Raw genomic sequence first — 24,369 nt, forward strand, 5'->3', positions numbered from 1 at the left:
TTTAAGATAGTGGAAGAGGGAAACGTGAATATATTATTTACATTGAATGATGCTTTTGTTCCGCAAGTAGCAGCTTGTATGGGCTCAATCATGCGAACATTAAACGAAGACGATACATGCCATTTTTATCTTTTCTCAGATGGTATTAGTCAACAGAATAAAGAAAAACTTCATCAATTTGTTACCGACGGAGGAAATAAATTGACAATCGTTGAATTGGAAAACTTGGAATCATATTTTGATTTTGAAGTTGACACAAATGGTTGGGCTTCGGTTGTACTTGCAAGATTACTTGTAGATAAATTACTACCCGAAGAAGTTGATAGAATCATCTATTTAGATGGAGATACTTTAGTTTTAGAAAATATTCGGGAGCTATGGGAAGTAGATTTGGAGGGGAAAGTCCTTGGAATGTGCCCAGAACCGACAGCTTCGTCTGAGAGAAGAGAAGGCTTAAATTTGGGTACGTATACATATCATAATGCGGGAGTTCTTCTAATCGATTTGAAACGGTGGCGTTCAAAAAGTATAGGAACAATTATTTTTGATTATTATAAAGAAAAAAATGGAGAGCTTTTTGCTAATGATCAAGATGCACTGAATGGAGCGTTGAAAGAAGAGATAAAAACACTCTCAATCACTTATAATTATTTTAATATTTTTGATGTTTATCCATATCGTACATTGGAAAAATTAAGTAGGCCTTCAACGTTTATTTCAAAAGAAGAATTTGTAAAAATTCGTAAGCAACCACGTATTGTTCATTTTTTAGGCGAAGAACGTCCATGGAGAATCGGAAATAAACATCGATTTAGAGAGGACTATGTTTCTGCATTAAATCAGACGCCATGGAGAGGTACTCAATTTGAGAGTGGTTGGCAGCTTTACTTTTTCTGCTTTAATCTTTTTAACATGGTTATGAAGCCTTTTCCTATGTTGCGCTATAAAATTATTACAGTCTTAATTCCTGTATTCATGAAATATAGGAAAATTAGATTACAAAAAGGAGTCTAGGTGTGAAGTTTTCCGTTATTATCCCAGCGTACAATGTTGCTGATTATCTGGAAGAATGTGTGTATAGTGTACTGAATCAGACTTATGAAGAATTTGAAATATTGTTGGTAGATGACGGTTCTACAGATGGTAAAACCTCCAATATATGCGATAAATTAGCAGCTAAAGATGATAGGGTGAAGGTATTTCATCAGTCTAATGGGGGATTATCTGCAGCCAGAAATACAGGGATAAAGAACGCTAGTGGTGACTATATTTTATTTTTAGATGGAGATGATTTTTGGACCGATATATGCTTTTTAGATGAAATTAATAGAGAAATAATTTCACATGACGAAGTTATTGATGCAGTTATCTATCCATTTTCCTACTTTTACGGTAAGGATGATGTAGCAGTTCGAAATTTTTCTAAAAAATTACCGTTTCATCAGGTTATTACAGATACGCGCTTACTCGTTGAAACAGGAGCCCTAATCACCCCTGCTTGGAATAAGTGTGTCAGAAGAGATAAATTTACCTCTGCTCTTAATTTCTTGAATGGATATCTATATGAAGATGGTATTTGGTGTGCAAATCTCTTGAAAGAGTTGAATGTATTTATTGTTGTAAATAATACACAATGCATGTATCGTCAGAACCGACAAGGAAGTATTACAAATAATGTCACGCTTCGACATGTAGAACATGCCTTTAGAGGAATTGAAGAAAATTTAAAGAATTTTAAACAACTATCGAATGAGAAACAAGAAGCACTTTTGATTTATTTATCAAATTCTTATATTTCCATCTTGCCATTTGTATTTCCATATCTGAATAATTCTGATATAAAAATGTTTGTGAAAAAATTTAGATATTTGCTAAAATATTCACATAGGGTAGAACTTGTTTCTTTTAGAATCTCAGGTTTAATGACCAGAGTTCTGGGGATATATGTATCAACATTTATTCAAAACAAACTTTTGAAAATTTATAAAAGTAGATAATAATAGAAAGTGATTGGTAACACTGTGAAAAGGTGGATTAGAAATTTCACAACGCGATTATTTATCTTATCAGGTAAATACAAGCTATTGTTTTATATATTAGAGCTTACCAAAAATATTGCAAAGTTTTTCTGGAGAATTCCAAAATATATAAAGCGAACTCTACTAGCTTTGCAACGTGATAAACAACGTAGAAATAATTATTCAGATATCAAAAATCGTTACTTGATTTACACAATTTATGAACATCAATCGTCTTTACAGGACTATAAAGTAATTTTTTTAGAGGCGTTGGCTAAAATTTCTCGAGATGTTTTAATTGTTGTAAATGGTAAACTTCCACAGGCTGATATAAATCGTTTAGCACAATATGGTAAGGTTTTGGAAAGAGAAAATGAGGGGTATGACGTTGCGGCTTTCCGGCAGGGGATAATACATACTGGAAAAGAGGCGTTACAACAGTATAATCAGCTCATCTTGGTTAATGATACGAATATTGGTCCTTTTAGAGATTTGGAAGAGGTTTTCTCTGAGTTTAATTCCAGTCAGCTAGACTTTTGGGGAATTTCGATGGGTGAGGAGCAGCTAGACTTTACCGGCTATAACCCTTATGGTAAAATTCCTAAGCACTTACAGTCATATTTTGTTGTTATTGAAAATAGCTTGCTTAGGTATGAAGGATTTTATGATTATTGGGAAAAGCTCTCTGATACGGATTCTCGTAATAAGGCAATTGGAAAACATGAAACTGTGTTTGCAAAATATTTTTATGATCGAGGCTTTAAGTATGATGCATTGATTAAAGACACGAAAGATAGTGCATTGTATATTCATCCGCTTAAATTATTAAAGCAAGGTTGTCCATTAGTTAAGTATTCGGCCTTTAGAAATTATGACAGAGAACAATATTTTTGGCATGGTTTAGAAAGAGAATCTGAGATTCCGGATTTGATGGAGTATATTGCTAAGGAAACAGATTATCCGATTGAAGTGGTGTCTTCTATATTAGAAGATTTTAAAACTAGAGAAAATCAATCTTATATTTTGATTATTGATGGTGTCGAAAATATTATTCCACAATGTACACGTTATCGTGTGTTAAATAAGGCTGAGCAATTGCGAGAACTTGGTTATACAGTTCGAGTGATAAATAATTCTCGTGTACAACTTCAGGATGCACAGTTTGCTAGTCATATTATTATTTATAGAGCTCCATTCAATGATATGCTGAAAGAAATTTGTAGGGCGGCACACATAAAGAACAGACCTGTTTATTTTGATATTGATGATTTGGTTTTTGATACAAAATTTACAGATGAACTTGAATTTACCCAAGGCTTGAGCAAGAGAGAGAAAAAAGGTTATGATACAAGTGTCTTAGCTTACAAAAAAATGCTTTCTCTCTGCGACTATGCTATCACATCGACTTCGAAATTGAAAGACGAGCTTGAACAATATAAAAACAAGGTTATCTTGAATCGCAATGTCATGTCTAAAGAATTAGTTGAGCGTAGTTTACAAGTTAAGAAAAATTCGAACGACAATAAAGTCAAAATAGGATATTTCTCAGGGTCAATTACACACAACGAAAATTTTGATTTAATTAGTCAAGCATTGCTACATCTGCTTCAAAAGTACCCGCAAGTGGAATTACATATAGTAGGATATTTAGACATTCCTAAACCATTCCAAAAATTCAAAAAACAGATTGTGAGTCATGAGTATGTTGATTGGAGAAAGCTTCCAAATTTAATTTCACAAGTTGATATTAACTTGGCGCCGCTTGTAACCACAACTTTTAATGAAGCAAAGTCGGAAATTAAATGGATAGAAGCGGCAGCAGTTAAAGTTGTGACAGTTGCAAGTAATCTTGGAGCATTTGAAGAAATGATTCAAGATGGAGTGACTGGAGTTCTAGCAGATGATAACGAATGGGAAAGTAAATTGGAGAGATTGATTCTTGAACAAGACTTGAGAGAACAAATAGCAGAAAATGCTTTTGAATTTGTAATGAATCATTGCACTACAGCAAATAGAATTAATGATTTTTTGAAAGAAGAGTTAGTCTAATGAAACGTATTTTGTTTATTTCTCCTACGACTAGTATGGATAATGGTGCGGAGAAGTCTATTTATTATCTAATGAAGTACCTTATTCAACTGGGACACACAGTTATAAATGTTACTCATGCAATAGGAGGGGAACCGCAAGATAAGCATGAGCAACTTTATAAAATGATAGGGGTTAAGAATTACTATTTGCCAACTGTCAAGTGGTGGTGGCCGGATGCACCAGGTGGAGAAATCCTTAATAGAGAAGAGGCTACAAGCTACTATCGCCAGAATGTTCAGGACATAGCTGAAATTATTGAGCAAAATGAGATAGACTTGGTTATTTCAAATACTGTTAATGTTTTTCAGGGAGCAATTGCTGCCTCATGTCAAAAGGTTCCCCATTTTTGGCTAATTCATGAATTCCCTAAAAATGAGTTTGCTTATTATGCTGATAAAATTGACTTCATAGAAGAGTATTCTTCAGAATTATTTAGTGTGACTGGAGAGTTAAATAATTTTTTAACACCACTATTTAATAAGAAAGTCCATCCGTTTATTTCTTATACTGAGCAAGAAACAAAAGATTTAAAAAAAGGCAACCAAGTTAGAATTGTTTCTGTTGGTCGATTAACAGAAGGAAAAAATCAATTAGAACTTATAAAAGCATATAAGACACTAAATAGATTAGATATTGAATTGGTTTTTATTGGAGGATGGGATAGTAAATACAAAGCTATTTGTGATGAATATATCCATGAAAATAAATTACAGAAAAATGTTAGATTTTTAGGTAACTTAGATAATCCTTGGGAAGAAGTAACTGATAGAGATATCTGTGTTTTCCCCTCATCTATGGAAACTTTTGGCTTAGTCTATGTTGAAGCAATCTTAAGAGGGCTTCCAGTAATTTTATCAGATAATTTAGGACATTTGACGGCATTTGAAATATTTTCAGCAGGTCAAATTTATAAATTGGGCGATATAGAAGAGTTGGTGACTAAGTTAGAGCAAGTGATTGAATCCTTTAGAGATTTTTCAGATAGGGCTCGGCTTGATGTGGAACGTTTACGTACTCTATATACACCGGAAGTTGCATATAAAGAAATACTGAACGGCATCAATCACTTAGAATATATTGGATACCAAAATACAAATTTAAGTCACATAAAAGAGTTACTGACTTTAAATATGCATCCAACAAGATTGGAGCGTTATGCAAGATTGATCAGCAATATCACGACAAAAATCAGACATAAACTTCGACTTTAATAAATAATAGGATAGCTATGCTAAAATATGTATATTACAGTTTCTTCAAATGAGTAGTAGAATCTGAAAAATTATATAGAATTCTAGTTTTAGAGAGAAAAAATGAAAGTATTAATGATTATCCCTGCCTACAATGAAGAAGAAAGTATCCTTCAAACTGTTCAGGGAATTATAGATTATAGAAATAGTGTCAATTTTCAATTGGATTATGTTGTCATCAATGATGGTTCAACAGATAGCACGAAAGAAATTTTGATTCAAAATAAATTAAATGCTGTTCACCTAGTACAAAATTTAGGTATTGGTGGAGCTGTTCAGACGGGATATAAATATGCCTTGGACAATGACTATGACGTAGCAGTTCAATTCGATGGTGATGGGCAACATGACATTCGTTCCTTAAATAGCTTAATTCAGCCAATCTTAGTTGGTCAAGCTGATATGGTGATTGGCTCACGCTTTGTTGGTGAAACCTTGTCAGAATTTCAAACTAGTTTTATGAGAAGATTTGGAATAGGCATTATTTCAAATATGATAAAACTAACAACTGGAAAACGCATTTGGGATACAACATCTGGTTATCGTTTGGGAAATAGAAAAGTAATTGCTCAATTCGCCAGACGATACCCTACTAAATATCCGGAACCAGAATCAACTGTTCATTTACTAAAGCAAAATTTCCAAGTAGTAGAAGCACCTGCTAATATGTTTGAGAGAGCAGGAGGGGTTTCTTCGATTACTCCATTTAAGTCCATCCGCTACATGGTAGAAGTTTGCTCATCTATTTTGATTGCATCGCTTATGAAGGAGGGGGAATAATGACTATACAAGCATTAGCTATGTTTCTTGCCTCACTAGGTTTTTTGTATTTTATTTTTAGGAATATTAATAAAAATAAGATTTTATTCGAACATGCCTTTATGTGGATTGTTATTGGCTTCGGACTGATTGTTTTTGCACTCTTTGATGTTATTCCCATTAAATTGGCTTATTTATTCGGGTTTGGTCTGACTTCCAATTTCTTGTTATCTGTGGCAATTTTTGTTCTCTTGGTGATTGGATTTTTGCATAGTATGGCTTTATCTCAACAAAAGCAGCAGATTAAAAATTTAATTCAAGAAGTATCAATGGCTAAAAAAAGAATCTCTGAGTTGGAGGAGCATCATGCAGAATAACCATACATTTGTTATCTGTGCTTATGGAGATAGTAAGTATCTAGAAGAATGCATCCATTCGTTAAAGCAGCAAACACTTCAATCACAACTCATCCTATACACTAGTACTCCGAGTGAATATATAGAACAAATTTGCCAAAAGAATGCAATCGTAATGCATACCGCGCAAGGAGGTGGTATTGGAAAAGATTGGAATTTAGCACTCTCTTTTGTAACAACCCCTTATGCTACAATTGCTCATCAAGATGATATTTATTTACCAGACTATTGTGAAAAAATAATGTCTCAGATGACAGAGGAAACGTTGATTGCTTATTCAGATTACCAGGAAGTTAAGGAAGGTGTGGCTATTCCCTTAACTTCAAACTTGAAAATCAAGCAACTCATGTTACGGACAATGGCCATGTTTCCCAAATGGAAGTTTTGGCGGAATAGGGTTTTAGCTTTTGGTAATCCAATTTCTTGTCCAGCTGTGACCTATAATTTGAAGAAACTGAATGATTTCAAGTTTAATGAAGCAATGAAAGTTTCTCTTGATTGGTTTGCTTGGTATCAGATTGCACAAAAAAATGGTAGCTTTACCCTTGTAGATGAGAGTTTGATGTATCATCGCATTCATGAAGAATCTGAGACGACAAATAGCATTGAAAACAATATTCGTACAAAAGAAGACTATGAAATGTATTTGTTGTTCTGGCCAAAGTTTATTGCCAAGTTTCTCCTGAGTTACTATGTTAAGAGTCAAGAGACGAATAGCTAAAATAGTTTAGCTATTGATCGTTGTGTTCCCACCAATTCCTACTCAAAATATTTCAAAAGCGTTTCAGAAGTTTTACAAACCAACTAATATTGTCATGTAAATGTAATAAAAAATTTCAAAAGATAGAGGTTTTCATAGGAAAATCTCTTTTTTTGTGCTAGAATAATAGATGGAGGTCCGATATGATCAAAATTTTTGGTAAAATTCGTTACCATTGGCAACCGGATTTATCATGGGCCATTATTTACTGGTCACTTACCTTCACGCCTATTTTCATTGGTATGACACTTTTATTGGAAAAGTTGAGAGTGTCAAGATTATTTATCTTACTTCTCTCTCTCTTTGCTGTATTAGTAGTGCTTGGCTTACATCGCTATTTCGAGATAAAAGAAAAGCATTTACGGATTGCTTCGGCTAATCCTTTTGCAGTACAGAAAATTGAAATTGCTACCATAGAAAAAATTGAAGTTTCTTATCTAGCCATTCGCATATTTTCACAAGAATTTCCCAATGGGCAGGTGTATCACATGCGCAAATGGCCGAAAAAATACTTTATTAACCATTTAGCTATTCATAATTGCTTCAAGGGTGAGATTGAATTAATAGACCATTTAATAAAACAGGATTATTTTGAAGAGTATTATACAAAAAAAGCCAAATCAATCCGTTGAAATGGCTTTTGTAGGACATGATTTGATGGCTTTGAGAATATCTGGATTGGGTTCAATCGTTTTCTCAAATTGTGAGTCGTCTGAAAAAACAACGATACCGTCGTCATCATAATCGAATATAGATGAATAGGTTTGGCAGAGCCCGCAGGCAATGCACCGTTCAGGAATAAGTTTTATTTTCATATTAGTATTGTAATCATATTTTAATAAAAATACAAGGAGTTTTCTCGATAATGTCACAAGAGCCATGGAATGAAGAAGTTTATCAAACAGAAACAGTTAGTCGAAAAGAACGTTTAAACAAGGGAGTAGCAAGTACAACAGTATTTACAGTCTTGGCAATTATTTTCTTTGTTATCGTACTGATTATTGGTATCACTGCCATCTATTTGTCGGTTGGAGGAAGTAAAACAGATTCAACTAAAGAATTCTATAATCCAAGCTCCGCAGCAGTTGTAGCAGAAAGTTCAACTTCAGTTGCAGAAACACAGGAGTCTACTTCTACTGATGCGACAGAAACAGAAACAACGGAAACAAGTTCCAGTCTAGCAGAAGCTACGGATGGCTCTACCCTTACTGTTCAAGCAGGTGAAGGTGTTGGACAATTAGCCGCACGTGGCGGGATTTCAATTGCTGAGTTAGAGCGATTAAATCCAGAGAAAATGACCACAGGGTCTTGGCTTGCACACCCAGGTGATGTAGTTCGTATTAGATAAAGAGGAGTTATGAAATCAATTCAAATTGCAATTGACGGTCCAGCTTCAAGTGGGAAGTCAACGGTTGCTAAAATTATTGCTAAAAATTTTGGATATACTTACTTAGATACAGGCGCTATGTATCGCTCGGCTACCTATCTAGCCTTGACAAACGGCATAGAGGTTACAGATCAAAATAGAATCGTGGCCTTGCTTGCTCAGTATCCTATTCGATTTGGGCGTGATGAAAATGGCCAACAATTAGTTTTTGTGGGTGATGAAGATGTTACTTTGCCAATTCGTGATAACCAAGTAACAAATAATGTGTCGGCAGTAGCAGCACTTCCTCTAGTACGGGAAGAATTGGTACGCCTGCAACAGGAAATTGCCCAGGCTGGTGGTATTGTCATGGATGGTCGCGATATTGGAACAGTTGTTTTACCACAGGCAGAACTCAAAATATTCCTTATTGCCTCTGTTGAAGAGCGTGCCCTTCGTCGATTTAAGGAAAATACGGAACGTGGCATTGAGACCGACTTGGAATCTCTAAAGCAGGAAATTGCGGCTCGTGACTATAAAGATTCTCATCGAGAAGTTTCTCCTTTAAAGGCAGCAGATGATGCCATTACCTTTGATACAACAGGAGTATCCATCGAAGGTGTAGTGAAATTTATTTCCGAAAAAGCGAAAGAAATTCTTGACAAGTAGTTTTAGACATGTTAGAATAGTCGTATTGAGAAAAGCAGAAGTGAGAGCTTCTCGCCTTGCGACTAACGTTGTCTGGCTCTACGGATTAAGATTTCTTCGGAAAGAATAATGGTGTAGTGCGGACTTGTTTAGCAAGTCCGTTTCGTTTTTCTCGAAAAATATAAAATGAGGTGAAAAGCCATAGCAAAGCAAGATTTGTTCATCAATGATGAAATTCGAGTGCGTGAAGTTCGTCTTATCGGTCTTGAGGGTGAACAGTTGGGAATCAAACCGCTCAATGAGGCTCAGGCCATTGCTGATAGCGCCAACGTGGATTTAGTATTGATTCAACCACAAGCTAAACCACCAGTAGCGAAAATTATGGACTACGGTAAGTTCAAATTTGAATATCAGAAGAAACAGAAAGAACAACGCAAAAAACAAAGTGTTGTCACTGTAAAAGAAGTGCGTCTAAGTCCAGTTATTGATAAAGGGGACTTCGAGACAAAACTTCGTCATGCCCGTAAATTCCTTGAAAAAGGAAATAAGGTTAAGGTTTCGATCCGTTTCAAGGGTCGTATGATTACCCACAAAGAAGTTGGAGCGAAAGTATTAGCTGAGTTCGCTGAAGCAACCCAAGATATTGCCATTATCGAACAACGCGCTAAGATGGATGGACGTCAAATGTTTATGCAATTGGCCCCAGCTTCAGATAAAAAATAAGCTTTTTAAGCAAAAGGAGAATTAACATGCCAAAACAAAAAACTCACCGCGCATCAGCTAAACGTTTCAAACGTACAGGTTCTGGTGGATTGAAACGCTTCCGCGCTTATACTTCACACCGTTTCCACGGTAAAACTAAAAAACAACGTCGTCACCTTCGTAAAGCAGGTATGGTACATGCTGGTGACTTCAAGCGTATCAAATCAATGCTTACAGGTTTGAAATAAGCCGACTTACTAGAATTTAGATTATCATTTGGAGGAAAATTAAATGGCACGTGTTAAAGGTGGCGTTGTTTCTCGTAAACGCCGTAAACGTATTTTAAAATTAGCTAAAGGTTATTACGGAGCTAAACATCTCTTGTTCCGCACTGCGAAAGAACAAGTAATGAACTCTTACTACTATGCATACCGTGACCGCCGTCAGAAAAAACGTGATTTCCGTAAATTGTGGATCACTCGTATTAACGCGGCTGCTCGCATGAACGGTTTGTCATACTCACAATTGATGCACGGTTTGAAATTGGCTGAAATCGAAGTAAACCGCAAAATGCTTGCTGACTTGGCAGTAAACGATGCAGCAGCTTTCACAGCTCTTGCAGATGCTGCTAAAGCAAAACTTGCTAAATAAGTATATAAAATAAAGAGTTTGGTCTATGTACCAAGCTCTTTATTTTGTTTTAATTTGCTCATGGCTTGCTAAATTTCAATATGAATGATATACTTAACTGGTAAATTAAAAAGGCGACAAATTTTATTTTATGAAGTAAATGGATATGGAGATGAAGCTGGGCAAAAAGCCCAGCACCGCTTCTCAACATTAGTGTCAACATCTCAGAGCAGTGGTTGATTGGCAGATTTGTTCGTGTTTTACACTCCAAATCTGACCATTACGACTGTTGCGAACAAAGTTCGCTTCATCTCCAACCTCAAACTGTCTCCCAGACAGTTTGAGCTGTGCGGGGGTGGGAGTGAAACAGTCTGGGAATAGACTGTTTCAGCTCAACAACTAGAAATAAAGACTTGTTGACGAACTCTTCTATGAATGGTCGAGTCCTTTCCCACTCCCATTTATCATGTCAATAATATAAATATAATAGTAAGTAAGGAGAGAAACAGTGATATGAAACAAGGTAAGACTTTGCTTTATGTAGCAGGAGTATCGCTTATTTGTGCTGTAGCATTGGTAACCTATCAAGTGTCTAATTATAAAGAGCAATCGAGCCATCAAAAAATAACAAGCATAGAAACATCGCAATCAAAGCAATCAAAAGAGATTCCTTCAGATTCGAAAAAGGAAGTTCCAGGGATTGATAAGGCGACGGATGATGGTTTTTTACTCACTGATGAGTCACAAATTGAGGAAAAAACTGATTTAGGAATTATTGTCAATCATGGCGATCATAAGCACTTTTTCTTTTATTCAGATTTAAAGAATACAAAATGGGCTTATTTAATTCCTGAAAACTATCAAGAAAAAAATCATTCTTCTCAACCTAAGAGAAGTCAATTATTGTCAGGATCGAAACAGACCGAAGATGAATACGTTTTTGATCCTAAAGATATTGTCGCAGAGGATGCCAATGGCTATACTGTTCGGCATGGGGATCATTATCACTATATTTTAAAATCAAGCTTAGGTGGCACGACACACAGGCAATTGACCTCTGATAGTCGTCAATCGCCAACTCTTCCTATCGTTCACCAACAGGAAGGGATTCCGGGGATTGATTTTCAAACGAGTGATGGTTTCTTGTTTGATGGGCAAAATATCAGCGGTGTAACGGAAACCGGGATTCTAGTAAGGCATGGGAAACATTTGCATCTTATTCATTTTGAAACATTGAAAAAGAGTAAATGGTCTTATCTTGTGAATCAGTATAAACCAAATGTTGAGTCGGATAAGAAGTCATTGTCCGAGGTAGAAAATACTGAGTATCAAACCAAATTGGACTACTTAGCAAAAGAACTGAATTTAGAGCCATCACGTCTTAAGAAAGTCATTGTTGACGGTCAAATTGGATTAGAATATCCGCATGGCGATCACACACATATTGTTTTATTAAAGGAAATTGATACAAGGAAGCCGTTTGAAAGTCCGGAGGATCGTATTCTTAAGCAAAAGGATGGAGAAACTCTTGAACAGAGAAAAGAACGTCTCATTAAACAGTACATGGAGCGTTTTAAAGTAAAACGTGAGGACATTACAATTGATGGGAACTATATGAGTGTACGCCATGGGGACCATGCGCACGTTTATAAAATTGATCCTAGTTTGCCAGATGATCCTGAGCGTGATGTTAAGACCGAAACGGTAAATTTTGCTATTGAGAAACAATCGGTATATGGGCCTTTTTATACAGAAGGTTCAACAGAAAATTTAACACGTAATGGTGTCCACCAAAAGTATCATCCGGAAGGTCTTCAGGATATTAAAAATTTCATTCTAGTAACATTCAGTACAAATAGTGATTTTGGTGATTTTGTCGTTAATGGTAAAAAAACGAAGAGAGTTTATTATTTGGTTCGTAAAGATTTAAATTGGGAGGATTTGAACATCGCCTATCCGCAGACCCTTCAACAAAAGGGACGCGTCTTTAACGGTTGGAATGCTATTTTGCCAAAGTCTGGCAAGATGGCAAGAGAACATCAGAGTTTTTATGCTGATTTTGATACTGTTTATCGTAAGCCGACAAAAAATATTTACACTCCAAGTGATGATGTTTCAAATATTGATTTATCAGACTATGTACCTGTCAAATATAGTGCGATAGCCAATGGTCGTTTAAAATTAAATGGTGAGATTCGAGCAGGCTTCATATACTTTGTGAAATCTGACTTAACTTGGAAACAAGCTAAGGAGCAGGGGCTTGTTGTACCAGAACCAGTTCCAAGTAAAGATTATGAATTTATCGAGTTTAGGACAGTTATTACCGGTGGAGAAAAAGATACAGATTATGTTAGTGCCACAACGAGCTTGGCAGCATTTGGGACAACAGCTCCTCGTATAGGGCCATATATTGCCGAAAATACGGATAATCCAACGGACATCAATGATCCAAGTAGACATCCAAATTACCATTGGCATGATCCAAAGAATTATGTAGCTCTTGCATTTCGAGCAGGTGAAGGCGGTCAACTTCAGACCCATTTGGGAACTAGTAAAACAGTGGTTTACCTTGTCAGAAAAGGGTTAACATTGAACCAAGCTGGAATTTTTCCGCCATCTTTGAAGAGTGATACAGGTTATAAACGAGATTATACAAAGCCGATTATTCCAAATGTAGCATGGGACACACCTATTTTGGAAGATACTGTCTACGATATTCATTTCGATAAAGTTGAAAGTGATAGCAAAGATGGGACAGTTGAGAAAGGGAACGCTTGGTTGCCTGGAAATCCACTGCCGAATACTCCAGATGTCCCTAATGGAGAAGAGAACGCAGATAGCTGGTTAGATGATTTGTTGACACCTAGTTCAGAAGTAGAAACTGTAACAGACATTGAAACTACAACAGAAGATACAAAAGCAACTGAAAGTAGTACTGTTGCACCCATAGATGTCCCTAAGAATCCATCAGCAGGGGAAGAGTCTAGTGAGGATTCTATATTTCCTTGATGCAATAGAGATGAGTGATTTGAAATAGTGGTCTAATACTCTTCGAAAATCAAAATCAGACGTTGTTGACTTGATTTGATGAGTGGGAGCGGGAAAGAACTCGACTGGTCAAAAAAGAGTTCGTCTTCCCGCCCCCGAACAGTTGATTAGGTCAGATTTGGAGTGTAAAACACGAACAAATCTGCCAATCAACCACTGCGCTGAGATGTTGACACGAACCCTGAGAAGCGAGATTAAACTTTTTGCCCAGCCTCAGCCTGTTACCTTGAAACAAAATAGTAACAGGGTTCTATCTGCTAAGTAGAAACGAACTACGTTCGCTCTATCTCCAACCTCCAAAGGTTCCCCAAACCTTTGGAGCTAGCCTGTTTTTGATTTTCATTGAGTATAAAAGGCTTAGAATCAATGTAGTAACTGACATGATTCTAAGCCTTTTAGTGTATTACTGCGAATTTGAACTGGTACTTGTTGAGCTTGTACCAGTATTTGGTGTGCTAGTAGCAGTTGTACTACCGTGAAGTTCTAGGTAGCTTGGTGCTTTAAATAGTTCAATTGTTGATTTATTGCCGTTTTTACTATACAAACTTGTCGATTGTGTACCAAGTTTATTCTCTAGTGCAATCTCGGCAGCCAATGAGTCAATGTAGTTATATTGGCTTGAATCCAAGGCTGGCAATCCATTGTCGAAGAATCGGATAAGATCACCAGTTTGAATGGCATCGCTAGTCGCTAGTTGTGCTGCAGTAGCTTCTTTAATTGCATCAATTTCTTTTTGAGTTGTCTCATCTGGATTTGTAATTTCAAGACCAGTTTCTGTATAGTAGATTTTACCTTCGTAGCTAGTGTATTTTGGTGTGATGAAACTGCCAGCGGTTCGAAGAGCCACAATTTGGCTGTGTTGGCTGGAAAGTAGGTCTTGACCAACTTGAAGATAGTTATCGGATTTGATTCCTAAAAGATGTTCGAGAGTAGGAAGTGCATCAATCTCACCACCATAGGTATCAAAAATCCCACCGTTGGTCATTCCAGGTACAACAATCATATATGGAACACGTTGCATCATGGCATTGTCAAAATCTGACCAAGTCTGTGAATCTTTTCCAATCAATGGTGCCAAGTTAGGATTGCGTGAATTAGAAATCCCATAGTGATCACCATAGAGGACGATGACGGAGTTTTCGTACAAGCCAGTCGCTTTTAAGTAATCGAAAAATGCCTTTATGGACGCATCGAGATAGTTGGCAGTAGCAAAATAACCATTAATGGTTTCATCATCTGTATTGGCTAATGGGAAGCCAATCTCATCCCCAATCAAGCTGGTTGTATAGGGGTAGTGGTTGGAAACTGTGATAAATTTGGTATAGAAGGGTTGCTGTAAATGTTCAAGATATTGGATAGAGTCGGCGAACATGATTTTATCATTCAGACCGTATTGGAATGAATTTTCAGCAGTGGCTTCGGAGAAGTAGGATTGATCAAAGAAGTAATTGTAACCCCACTGTTTATAGGTGTTGTTCCTATTCCAGAAACTGGCTGCGTTACCGTGGAATACAGCAGATGTATAGCCGCCATTTTGAGAGAGAATATATGGTGCAGCTTGCTGGGTATTGCTTCCACCATATTGGACCATGAAAGAGCCTTGATTGAGTCCAAAAAGTGAGGTCTCAATCATGGTTTCGGCATCAGAGGTTTTACCTGCCTTCACTTGGTTAAAGAAATTAGAAAAGGCGAGAGTAGAGCTAGAATGATACAGAGAATTGAGGAAAGGTGTGACTTCGTATTCGACACCGTTGACGTTCAACTTATAGTCAATAACAAATTGTTGTAAGCTTTCTAGGTGGAGATAGATAACATTTCGTCCTTTGGCAATACCGAAGTAGTTGTCATTCGGTTGAGCATAATGTTCTGTAATATATTGTTTTACAGGCTCCAGGTCTGAGGCAGTGGCCCCAGAGCGATCCTTATGGGCATTGTAGGTTTGATTAGCATTGTAGCCAAGGAAAGCTGGTAACCCAAGGGCTCTGACGATATAAGTATTAGAAAATCCTCTCGTAAGTAGCTCAGGTCTATCAATTTCTGCTAAAAAGAGATTGATAGAGAACAATAATACTGAAAAGGCTGTGATGGCAAAGCTAGATTTTTTATGAAATGGAGTTTTGTCCCAGTGAAATGCCTTACGGTAAACTAAGAAACCAAAAGCTATAAAATCAAGAAAATAGACAATATCCCATAGCCTAAATAACTTAAGAGCTGCTTCTCCTAGTCCAGCAGATACGCTAGAGGTAGCCATCATGGTAGAAATGGAGATATAATCGGAAAATTCTCTATAATAGACTGCATTTGAAAAGAGCCAGGCGAAAAGAACAATATAAATGGTCATCGCTACACTATAGAATGCCTTCGTATTCTTTATATAAAGCGAGAGACCAAGCAATAAAATTCCTACTGGTAGAGGATTCATAATAGCGATAAAATTTTGGAAAAATCCTTGGGTATCTAAATTAAAATCAACATAGTAGGCCCAGAGTGTTTTGAGCCAGTAAATGATTAGCAAAATCAAGACGAAGCCAAGTCGAGTTTGTCCGCTCTTCTTGACGTAGTCAATTAGTTTTTTCACAATAAAACCTCATGGTCCTTTCTAAAAGCTTAGTTCATTATACCATAATTTTAAAATAAGCCTCAAAGTTTAGAGTTTTTTTGGCATATATGAAGAAACATGTTATAATAATTCTATGAAAATAAAGGTAAACCGTATTGCAGAACAGAAAATAAACAGAGGGATTCAACTCTTGGATAGCGCTGATTTTTCAGGTTTTTCGTTTGATGAAGACAGGCTGGCTGTTTTGTATTCAGAATCTGGAAGCTATTTAGGTCAGGCTTATTTGTCCAAACAGAATAAGGGAATAGGCTGGCTGTTTAGTAGAAGCAACCAAGACTTGACCGTGGATTTTTTTGTTAAATTATTCGTGGATGCTAAACAGAAACGTCAACATTTTTATCAATCTGAGATGACGAATGCTTTTCGTTTATTTAATCAAGATGGAGATAATTTTGGTGGAATGACGGTTGACTTGTATGATGAATACGCAGTTTTTTCATGGTATAATACCTTTATTTATTCTGTTAAAGAGATGATTGTTGCTGCCTTTCAACAGGTATTTCCAGAAGTAAGAGGAGCTTATGAGAAGATTCGTTTTAAAGGTTTGGCCTTTGAGTCTGCTCATCTTTATGGAGAAGAAGCACCTGAGTATTTCACTGTTTTGGAAAATGGAGTTCACTATCAGGTCTTTATGAATGATGGACTGATGACGGGAATCTTTTTGGATCAGCATGAGGTACGTGGTTCCCTGGTGGATGGTCTGGCGGCAGGCAAGTCACTTTTGAACATGTTTTCGTACACGGCAGCATTTTCTATTGCTGCTGCCATGGGCGGAGCAGGGGAAACGACTTCTGTCGACTTAGCCAAACGCTCTCGAGAACTTTCTAAAGCTCACTTTAAGGTTAATAGTTTAGACTTAGATAATCATCACTTTGTAGTAATGGATGTATTTGAATATTTCAAATATGCCAAACGTAAAGGCTTGACTTATGATGTGATTGTCTTGGATCCACCAAGCTTTGCACGAAATAAGAAACAAACCTTTTCAGTAGCCAAAGATTACCACAAGTTGATTTCTCAATCTTTGGAAATACTAAATACAGGTGGAACTATTATCGCTTCGACCAACGCCGCAAATGTTTCTGTTGAAAAATTTAAGCGGCAGATTGAAAAAGGTTTTGGTGTTAGAAAACACCGTTATGAGGCAAGTTACCGCTTGCCAGCCGATTTTGTAATCAATAAAAATGATGAAAGTAGTAATTACCTAAAGGTCTTTACGATACAGGTAGATAAATGAAAATAGTAGTTCCTATTATGCCTAGAAATCTGGAAGAGGTAGAGGCCATTGATGTAGAACGTCTAGCAGAGGCAGATATTGTTGAATGGCGAGCAGACTATCTTCCGAAAGATGATATTTTAAGAGTAGCACCTGCTATATTTGAAAAATGTAATGGTAAGGAAGTGGTTTTCACCATTCGGACAACACGTGAAGGTGGCCACTTGGATTTGGACGATCAAGAATATGTCAATTTAATCAAAGAAGTTGCAGCGCTTTATCAGCCAGATTATATTGATTTTGAATATTATTCTTATAAGTCGGTTTTTGAGCAGATGTTGGAGTTTCCTAATCTTGTGTTGAGTTATCATAATTTTGAGGAAACACCGTCTAATTATATGGAAATCATGTCTGAACTGACTAGCCTGTCACCAGCTGTTGTTAAAATGGCTGTAATGGCTAAGTCAGAGCAGGATGTCCTAGATGTTATGAATTATACTCGTGGTTTTAAATCGCTGAACACCGAGCAGACATTTGCGACAATCGCTATGGGTGAACTAGGGAAGTTAACGCGTATTGCAGGTGTGATTACAGGATCCTGCTGGACTTTTGCCAGCTTAGATGAAACATCTGCACCTGGACAGATGTCTTTAGGCAATACTCGTAAGTTTTTGGAAATTTTGGAGAATTAAGTATGCGTTATTTAACAGCTGGTGAGTCTCATGGACCACGTCTAACAGCCATTATTGAGGGAGTTCCAGCTGGTCTTCCTTTAACAGCTGAGGATATTAATGAAGATTTAAAACGTCGCCAGGGGGGATACGGTCGTGGTAGTCGGATGCAGATTGAAACAGACCGCGTAGAGATTACGGCTGGTGTTCGTCACGGTAAGACAACCGGTGCCCCGATTACATTGAATGTGACCAATAAAGACCATCAAAAATGGTTGGATATTATGGCAGTTGAGGACATCGAAGAGAAGCTCAAAAGTAAGCGTCGTATCAAACATCCACGACCAGGACATGCTGACCTAGTTGGTGGTATGAAATATCGCTTTGATGATTTGCGTAATTCCTTGGAGCGTTCTAGTGCGCGTGAGACAACTATGCGTGTGGCTGTTGGTGCGGTTGCCAAACGGATTTTGGCTGAGTTGGATATTGAAATTGCTAACCATGTAGTCGTTTTCGGAGGGAAGGAAATTGATGTCCCAGATGGTTTAAGCGTAGCAGAAATCAAAGAGCGTGCAGCCCAGTCAGAAGTATCCATTGTCAACCAAGAGCGTGAAGAAGAAATCAAAGCCTATATTGATCAAATCAAGCGAGATGGAGATACTATTGGCGGAGTGATTGAGACTGTTGTTGGAGGAGTTCCAGCTGGCTTGGGATCATATGTGCAATGGGATAAAAAGTTAGATGCAAAATTAGCGCAGGCTGTTGTTTCAATCAATGCTTTTAAGGGAGTAGAATTTGGAGTAGGATTCCAAGCTGGCTATCTCAAAGGGAGCCAAGTCATGGACGAAATTCTCTGGTCCCAAGAAAAAGGATATACACGCAGAACTAACAATCTTGGTGGTTTCGAAGGTGGTATGACCAATGGCGAGGTCCTAATCATTCGTGGTGTTATGAAACCAATTCCGACCCTCTATAAGCCATTGATGTCGGTTGACATTGATACCCATGAGCCTTATAAAGCTACTGTGGAGCGTTCAGATCCAACGGCTCTCCCAGCGGCTGGTGTGGTCATGGAATCAGTCGTAGCAACAACTCTAGCGACAGAAATCCTAGAGAAGTTCTCTTCCGATAATATGGAGGAATTGAAAGCTGCAGTAGCCAGTCATCGCGACTATGTCAAAAATTTCTAGGTAATTAATGAAAAAAACGATTTTAATTGTAGGTCTAGGGTTGATTGGAAGTTCACTTGCGCTCTGTATTCGCAAAGATCATCCTGACTATCACCTCATTGGCTTTGATCCTAACGAACAATCATGCCAAATTGCCTTGGGCAAGGGGATGGTTGATGAGGTATCAACGGAATTGGAGGGTGTAGCAAAGCAGGCTGATGTGATTCTTCTTTGTGTTCCAATTCAAGTTTCTTTGCGTTTAATTGAAGAATTTAGTACCCTTGAATTGAAGGATACGGTCTTGATTACAGATGCAGGTTCAACGAAGTCTGCAATTGTGGCTGCTGCAGAGGAACATTTGGCGCCAAGACAAATTAATTTTATCGGTGGCCACCCTATGGCAGGTAGTCATAAATCTGGTGCCAGTGCAGCAGATCTCTATCTATTTGAGAATGCTTACTACATTATGACACCGTGTCAGGCTACCAAGCAGGATGCGGTTCCCCGATTGACAGATTTGTTATCTGGAACGGGGGCACGTTTTGTTCAGATTGATGCAGCAGAACATGACCGTGTGACCAGTCAAATTTCACATTTTCCACACGTATTGGCTTCTAGTTTGATGCATCAAGCTGGAGAGTTTGCGCAAGAACATCCCTTTACGAATAATTTTGCAGCTGGAGGATTTAGAGACATGACACGGATTGCGGAAAGTGAGCCGAGCATGTGGACTAGCATTTTGCTGACCAATGCAGATTCTATTCTAAATCGAATCGAGGAATTTCAAGAACGTCTTTCAGAAATTTCAGATGTGCTCAGATCTGGCGATCAAAAAGCAATTTGGGACTTTTTTGATAAGGGACGTCAAACTCGTAAAGCCATGGAAATTCACAAGCGTGCAGGTGTTGATTCTTTCTACGATTTATTCCTTAGTGTTCCTGATGAGGAAGATACGATTTTGAAGGTTTTGGAAGTCTTGCGGGGTATTTCCATTGTCAATATTCGTATCAATGAAGAGAACCGTGAAGATATACACGGTATTTTACAAATTACGTTTAAAAATAAGGGAAATTTGGAAGACGCTGCGAAACGTTTAAGAGAGCAGACGACTTACAAAATTCATTTAGATTAGGAGAAAATTATGTCAACAAATATCTATGATATAGCAAATGAATTGGAACGTGCAATCCGTAACCTGCCTGAATATAAGGCGGTGGAAGCCGTTAAGGTCTCAGTTGCGGGGGATTCAGAAGCCAAAGAAATATTGGAAAGTTATATTTCTTTCCAAAAAGAAATCCAATCTAAATTGCAGGCTGGAGAAATTCCTACTGAAGCTGACCAAAAGAAAATGTTGGATTTCAACAAGAAAGTTCAGGGAAATCCACTTTTGACGGAATATTTCAGCAAGCAACAACAGTTGGGAACTTATGTAGCTGATTTGGAACGTATCATCTTCAAGCCTCTCAACGAATTGTTGTAATATATTTATATTTGATAGGAGTAGGTGTTAGGTCATGGATTGACGCCTAGTATACACTGCTTACGTAGAGTTCTTATCTCCAAGTACAGATTCAGAAACGGTACTTTGGGGAGTAAGAACTCTTTTTTCTACCTTCTCCAGCATCCATTTCTTATAAAGTTATGGTAATTACTTGACATTTTCTAATAGAAGTTCTACAATATATTTGGTATATGGTTATAACCAGTTTAGCAAGTGTATATATCAATAAAGGAGATAATATGGCAGTATTTATAAAAGCAAAATCTATTATTTTACCAGAGAGTGAGGTCGAATCAGCCTATTTGGAAATTACTGACAAGGGGCAGTTTGGACGGATTGTGACTGAAAAGCCTGAAGGGGAAATTGTTGATTACTCTGACTTTCATTTAGCACCAGGGCTAGTTGATACACATATCCACGGCTATGCTTCTCACGATGTTATGGACAATGATTTTGAAGGGATCAAGGTAATTTCAGAAGGTCTCTTGTCTTGTGGGGTGACCTCTTGGCTTCCAACGACCTTAACAGATACGACTGAAAATTTAGATGCAGTTTGTGAAACGATTGGGACTTATGCAGGGCAGGAAACAGGCGCCAAGATTCAAGGTATTTTCTTAGAAGGTCCTTTCTTTACAGAAAAATACAAGGGAGCACAAAATCCTAAGTACATGAGCGATCCATCCATTGAAAAGTTGGACAACTGGCACAGCTTATCTAAAGGTTTAGTCAATAAAATTGCTATTGCTCCAGAACGTGAAGGCGTCAAAGAATTCATCGAGTTTGCTAACAGCAAGGCAATTCATACTGCCTTGGCTCACAGCGATGCGACCTATGCGCAAGCGGAAGCGGCAGTAGAAGCTGGTGCCAATATCTTCGTCCATGTTTACAATGGGATGAGTGGGCTTCATCACCGTGAACCAGGTATGGTCGGTGCTGCTTTGAATTTAAAAAATGTCTATACGGAAATGATTTGTGATGGACACCATGTTCATCCAGCTGCGGCAGAAATCGTGGTCAAAGCACGTGGAGCAGAGGAAACTGTTTTGATTACGGACTGTATGCGAGCTGGCGGTATGGGTGAAGGTGAGTCCCGCCTCGGTGAATTTGAAGTTGTTGTAAAAGATGGAACTGCTCGTTTAAAAGAAAGTGGTAGTTTGGCAGGTTCTATCTTAGAATTGATCGAAGCAGTGCAAAATGTTGTGAAATGGGGCTTGGTAACCCTACCTGATGCCCTTCGTATGGCCTCGCTGGCACCAGCTCGCTCTGTCAATATTGACCATATTTGTGGTCGGATTGCAGAAGGTCGAGCTGCAGACTTTATCGTCGTAGATGATGCAGGACGCTTACAAGCGACCTATCTAGATGGCGTGAAACGATTTGGTTAATAAAATCCTTAGGAGGAAACTAATGACAAAATTACAACTTTCTCAAGCTAAATTCAATCACATGACCCGCTTGTCAAACAGCGATCAGGTGATTGCGGCCTTGGCGATTGACCAACGTGGTGCATTGAAACGCTTGCTTGCTGCTGCAGCAGGTGGTGGCGAATTTGGAGATGACATTTTGATTGACTTCAAGAAAGTCATTTCAAGCGATTTGACCCCTTATGCAAGCTCCATCCTTTTGGATGCTGAGTATGGTGTTCCAGCTTCAGAATTGCGCCATGCAGATTGCGGTTTCATTGCAGCTTATGAAAAAACAGGTTACGATGCTTCCACACCAGGTCGTTTGCCTGACCTTTTGCCAAATTGGTCAGCCAAACGCATCAAGGAATTGGGAGCGGATGCCGTAAAAATCTTGCTTTACTATGATGTGGATGACAAGCCAGAAATCAACGACATTAAGCATGCCTGGGTAGAACGTATTGGTAGCGAGTGTATCGCAGAAGATATTCCTTACTTTGTCGAAATCTTGACTTACGATGCCAGCGATATGGATGTGACTTCTCGTGAATACGCAGCCCTCAAACCACACAAGGTCAATGGTGCCATGCGTGAATTCAGCAAGTCACGTTATAATGCAGACGTGCTCAAGGTTGAAGTGCCTGTCAATATGAACTTTGTAGAAGGCTACACAGATGAAGAGCCAGTTTATACAGTTGAGGAAGCTAAGGCCTTCTTCAAGGAACAAACAGACAGCACTCACTTGCCATTCATTTATTTGAGCGCGGGTGTATCTGCTAAACTCTTCCAAGAAACCCTTGTCTTTGCCAAAGAAGCTGGTTCAAGCTTTAATGGTGTCCTGTGTGGTCGGGCGACTTGGAAGGATGCAGTAGCCATCTTTGCAAGCGAGGGTGAAGAAGCAGCCAAAGCTTGGTTGGCAGATCAAGGCCGCCGCAACGTAGAAGAACTCAACGAGGTTCTAGCAACTACAGCGCGTCCTTGGACTGAAAAAGTTGAAGTAAAATAATTGTTTTAGTAGGGTCTGGGCTTAGGTTCAGACTTTTTTGTGACATCAAATATACTCATTTATACCCTTCGAAAATCAAAATCAGTCGTTGTTGACTTGATGTTGCACTCCGCTCTTATATCTCCCGCCTTAACAGTCCATTTACTCTGCAAGCAATCCCAGAAACAAGAAAGCATTGTGTTATAGCTGCGGCTGTTGACAGATCGTTTTATAGCTAATAATATAGGGGATTATTTTTAGAAAAATTCGAAAAAACCGAAAGTTCTATAATGAAGTTAGCCACCTTACCTTAGTCAAGAATTAGATGTTTCACTATGTTTGAGTAAGTTGATGATTTCATTTGATAACAGGCTTGAAGCTGTTAGGCTAGTTGCCCAAGGCTAATCATAGCCTTGGTTTAGCTGAAAAAACAGCTTCAAGGGTGCCTGGTGTCAAATGAAATCTGATGTAAGGTATAAGAAAACACCTCTGTGCTATACTTGTTGTTCACCACAAACACAAGGAAAGGCATAGAGATGCAAAAGTATTATAAACCAAAAGGGAAACATTTGACAATAGATAACCGTCGCTTGATTGAGCGGTGGAAGAATGAAAATAAGTCAAATCGTGAAATTGCAGGCTTGTTAGGAAAGGCGCCTCAAACGATTCATAATGAAGTCAAAAGAGGTACAACTTTACAACAAGTGAGAAAAGGGCTATACAAAAAGGTCTATTCTGCCGATTACGCACAAACTGTTTACCAATCCAATCGAAAACGGTCGGTGAAAAAGTTAATTCTAACAAAGGAAATCAGAGAGAAGATTTTACACTATCATAAGCAAAAATTTTCGCCTGAAATGATGGTTAAGAAGAAGCAAGTGAAAGTTGGTATTTCAACCATCTACTACTGGTTTCATAATGGTCATTTAGGTTTGACAAAAGCGGATATGCTTTATCCTAGAAAATGGAAAGGTGTCAAGAAGCAAGCCAGTCCGAACTTTAAGCCGGCAGGTAAATCTATCGAAGAACGTCCTGACGTTATTAATCTTCGCTTGGAAAATGGTCATTATGAAATTGATACCGTCCTACTGACTAAGATAAAAAATTATTGCCTGT

At 38.0% G+C, this 24,369-nt stretch carries 24 protein-coding genes and 1 other annotated feature; of the genes, 22 read left to right on the forward strand and 2 right to left on the reverse strand.

Annotated features, from left to right (window positions below; genetic code table 11):
- Positions 1-24: 24 nt before the first annotated feature.
- The 8 genes from ODU55_RS07865 (at position 25) to ODU55_RS07900 (ending at position 7,926) form a co-directional block, all read left to right on the forward strand.
- Positions 25-1,014, forward strand: a complete 990-nt coding sequence (locus ODU55_RS07865; RefSeq protein ID WP_044693440.1) for a glycosyltransferase family 8 protein — start codon at positions 25-27, stop codon at positions 1,012-1,014.
- A 2-nt stretch (positions 1,015-1,016) separates the two neighbouring features.
- A complete protein-coding gene (locus ODU55_RS07870) occupies positions 1,017-1,997 on the forward strand; it encodes a glycosyltransferase family 2 protein (RefSeq protein WP_024411484.1) in 981 nt (326 codons plus the stop codon).
- Positions 1,998-2,006: 9 nt separating this feature from the next.
- Positions 2,007-4,067 (forward strand): rhamnan synthesis F family protein, encoded by a 2,061-nt coding sequence (locus ODU55_RS07875; protein WP_398582489.1) that lies wholly within the window; start codon positions 2,007-2,009, stop codon positions 4,065-4,067.
- Positions 4,067-5,320 (forward strand): glycosyltransferase family 4 protein, encoded by a 1,254-nt coding sequence (locus tag ODU55_RS07880; RefSeq protein ID WP_024401408.1) that lies wholly within the window; start codon positions 4,067-4,069, stop codon positions 5,318-5,320. The genes ODU55_RS07875 and ODU55_RS07880 overlap by 1 nt, the downstream gene beginning before the upstream one ends.
- 102 nt (positions 5,321-5,422) lie before the next feature.
- Complete coding sequence (locus ODU55_RS07885; protein WP_024395477.1) at positions 5,423-6,139, forward strand: glycosyltransferase family 2 protein; 717 nt, start codon at positions 5,423-5,425, stop codon at positions 6,137-6,139.
- A complete protein-coding gene (locus tag ODU55_RS07890) occupies positions 6,139-6,495 on the forward strand; it encodes a DUF2304 domain-containing protein (RefSeq protein ID WP_002937073.1) in 357 nt (118 codons plus the stop codon). The genes ODU55_RS07885 and ODU55_RS07890 overlap by 1 nt, the downstream gene beginning before the upstream one ends.
- Positions 6,485-7,255 carry a glycosyltransferase family 2 protein gene (locus ODU55_RS07895; protein ID WP_398582490.1) on the forward strand — a complete coding sequence of 257 codons (771 nt, stop codon included), beginning with the start codon at positions 6,485-6,487 and terminating at the stop codon, positions 7,253-7,255. Before ODU55_RS07890 ends, ODU55_RS07895 begins: the two co-directional genes overlap by 11 nt.
- A 182-nt stretch (positions 7,256-7,437) precedes the next feature.
- Positions 7,438-7,926 (forward strand): EbsA family protein, encoded by a 489-nt coding sequence (locus ODU55_RS07900; protein ID WP_014637746.1) that lies wholly within the window; start codon positions 7,438-7,440, stop codon positions 7,924-7,926.
- On the opposite strand, the gene ODU55_RS07905 is transcribed toward ODU55_RS07900, so the two are convergent.
- On the reverse strand, positions 7,915-8,109 hold the full coding sequence (locus ODU55_RS07905; RefSeq protein WP_044669890.1) for a ferredoxin: 195 nt from the start codon (positions 8,107-8,109) through the stop codon (positions 7,915-7,917). The genes ODU55_RS07900 and ODU55_RS07905 overlap by 12 nt on opposite strands.
- A gap of 50 nt (positions 8,110-8,159) precedes the next feature.
- On the opposite strand from ODU55_RS07905, the gene ODU55_RS07910 reads away from it, so the two are divergent.
- The 6 genes from ODU55_RS07910 to ODU55_RS07935 all read left to right on the forward strand — a co-directional run bounded on the left by ODU55_RS07910 (position 8,160) and on the right by ODU55_RS07935 (position 13,649).
- Positions 8,160-8,642 (forward strand): SAG1386/EF1546 family surface-associated protein, encoded by a 483-nt coding sequence (locus ODU55_RS07910; protein WP_015646683.1) that lies wholly within the window; start codon positions 8,160-8,162, stop codon positions 8,640-8,642.
- A 9-nt stretch (positions 8,643-8,651) separates the two neighbouring features.
- Positions 8,652-9,329 (forward strand): (d)CMP kinase, encoded by a 678-nt coding sequence (cmk, locus tag ODU55_RS07915; RefSeq protein ID WP_014637749.1) that lies wholly within the window; start codon positions 8,652-8,654, stop codon positions 9,327-9,329.
- 26 nt (positions 9,330-9,355) lie between these two features.
- Positions 9,356-9,484 (forward strand) — a sequence feature (ribosomal protein L20 leader region).
- A 40-nt stretch (positions 9,485-9,524) separates the two neighbouring features.
- Positions 9,525-10,031: a translation initiation factor IF-3 gene (infC, locus tag ODU55_RS07920; protein WP_002940606.1), complete on the forward strand. Its 507-nt coding sequence runs from the start codon at positions 9,525-9,527 to the stop codon at positions 10,029-10,031.
- Between the two features lie 26 nt (positions 10,032-10,057).
- On the forward strand, positions 10,058-10,258 hold the full coding sequence (gene rpmI, locus ODU55_RS07925; RefSeq protein ID WP_012027223.1) for a 50S ribosomal protein L35: 201 nt from the start codon (positions 10,058-10,060) through the stop codon (positions 10,256-10,258).
- A 43-nt stretch (positions 10,259-10,301) separates the two neighbouring features.
- Positions 10,302-10,661, forward strand: a complete 360-nt coding sequence (gene rplT / locus ODU55_RS07930) for a 50S ribosomal protein L20 (RefSeq protein WP_012028296.1) — start codon at positions 10,302-10,304, stop codon at positions 10,659-10,661.
- 492 nt (positions 10,662-11,153) lie between these two features.
- Entirely contained in the window at positions 11,154-13,649 is a 2,496-nt protein-coding gene (locus ODU55_RS07935; protein ID WP_398582491.1) for a pneumococcal-type histidine triad protein, read from the forward strand.
- A gap of 442 nt (positions 13,650-14,091) precedes the next feature.
- Here ODU55_RS07935 and ODU55_RS07940 read toward each other — a convergent pair whose 3' ends face one another.
- Positions 14,092-16,266 carry an LTA synthase family protein gene (locus ODU55_RS07940; protein ID WP_398582492.1) on the reverse strand — a complete coding sequence of 725 codons (2,175 nt, stop codon included), beginning with the start codon at positions 16,264-16,266 and terminating at the stop codon, positions 14,092-14,094.
- Positions 16,267-16,381: 115 nt separating this feature from the next.
- Between ODU55_RS07940 and ODU55_RS07945 the strand changes: the two genes are divergently transcribed.
- The 8 genes from ODU55_RS07945 to ODU55_RS07980 all read left to right on the forward strand — a co-directional run.
- Positions 16,382-17,545 carry a class I SAM-dependent rRNA methyltransferase gene (locus tag ODU55_RS07945; RefSeq protein ID WP_398582493.1) on the forward strand — a complete coding sequence of 388 codons (1,164 nt, stop codon included), beginning with the start codon at positions 16,382-16,384 and terminating at the stop codon, positions 17,543-17,545.
- The gene (gene aroD, locus ODU55_RS07950) at positions 17,542-18,216 is read left to right on the forward strand and encodes a type I 3-dehydroquinate dehydratase (protein WP_024401414.1); all 675 of its coding nucleotides are present in this window, start codon (positions 17,542-17,544) and stop codon (positions 18,214-18,216) included. Before ODU55_RS07945 ends, aroD begins: the two co-directional genes overlap by 4 nt.
- A 2-nt stretch (positions 18,217-18,218) precedes the next feature.
- Positions 18,219-19,385, forward strand: coding sequence for a chorismate synthase (aroC, locus tag ODU55_RS07955; RefSeq protein WP_024407373.1), 1,167 nt, complete (start codon positions 18,219-18,221; stop codon positions 19,383-19,385).
- 7 nt (positions 19,386-19,392) lie between these two features.
- Positions 19,393-20,496: a prephenate dehydrogenase gene (locus ODU55_RS07960; RefSeq protein WP_105133851.1), complete on the forward strand. Its 1,104-nt coding sequence runs from the start codon at positions 19,393-19,395 to the stop codon at positions 20,494-20,496.
- A 9-nt stretch (positions 20,497-20,505) separates the two neighbouring features.
- Positions 20,506-20,844 carry a YlbF/YmcA family competence regulator gene (locus ODU55_RS07965; RefSeq protein ID WP_398582494.1) on the forward strand — a complete coding sequence of 113 codons (339 nt, stop codon included), beginning with the start codon at positions 20,506-20,508 and terminating at the stop codon, positions 20,842-20,844.
- A 260-nt stretch (positions 20,845-21,104) separates the two neighbouring features.
- Positions 21,105-22,250, forward strand: a complete 1,146-nt coding sequence (nagA, locus tag ODU55_RS07970) for an N-acetylglucosamine-6-phosphate deacetylase (protein WP_099833135.1) — start codon at positions 21,105-21,107, stop codon at positions 22,248-22,250.
- Positions 22,251-22,272: 22 nt separating this feature from the next.
- Positions 22,273-23,274, forward strand: coding sequence for a tagatose-bisphosphate aldolase (gene lacD / locus ODU55_RS07975; RefSeq protein ID WP_002940627.1), 1,002 nt, complete (start codon positions 22,273-22,275; stop codon positions 23,272-23,274).
- A gap of 515 nt (positions 23,275-23,789) precedes the next feature.
- Positions 23,790-24,369, forward strand: a 580-nt coding sequence (locus ODU55_RS07980; protein ID WP_398582495.1) for an IS30 family transposase, incomplete at its 3' end; no start/stop codon positions are given.

It is taken from the genome of Streptococcus sp. 2022WUSS037 (assembly GCF_044427225.1).
Lineage (GTDB): Bacteria > Bacillota > Bacilli > Lactobacillales > Streptococcaceae > Streptococcus.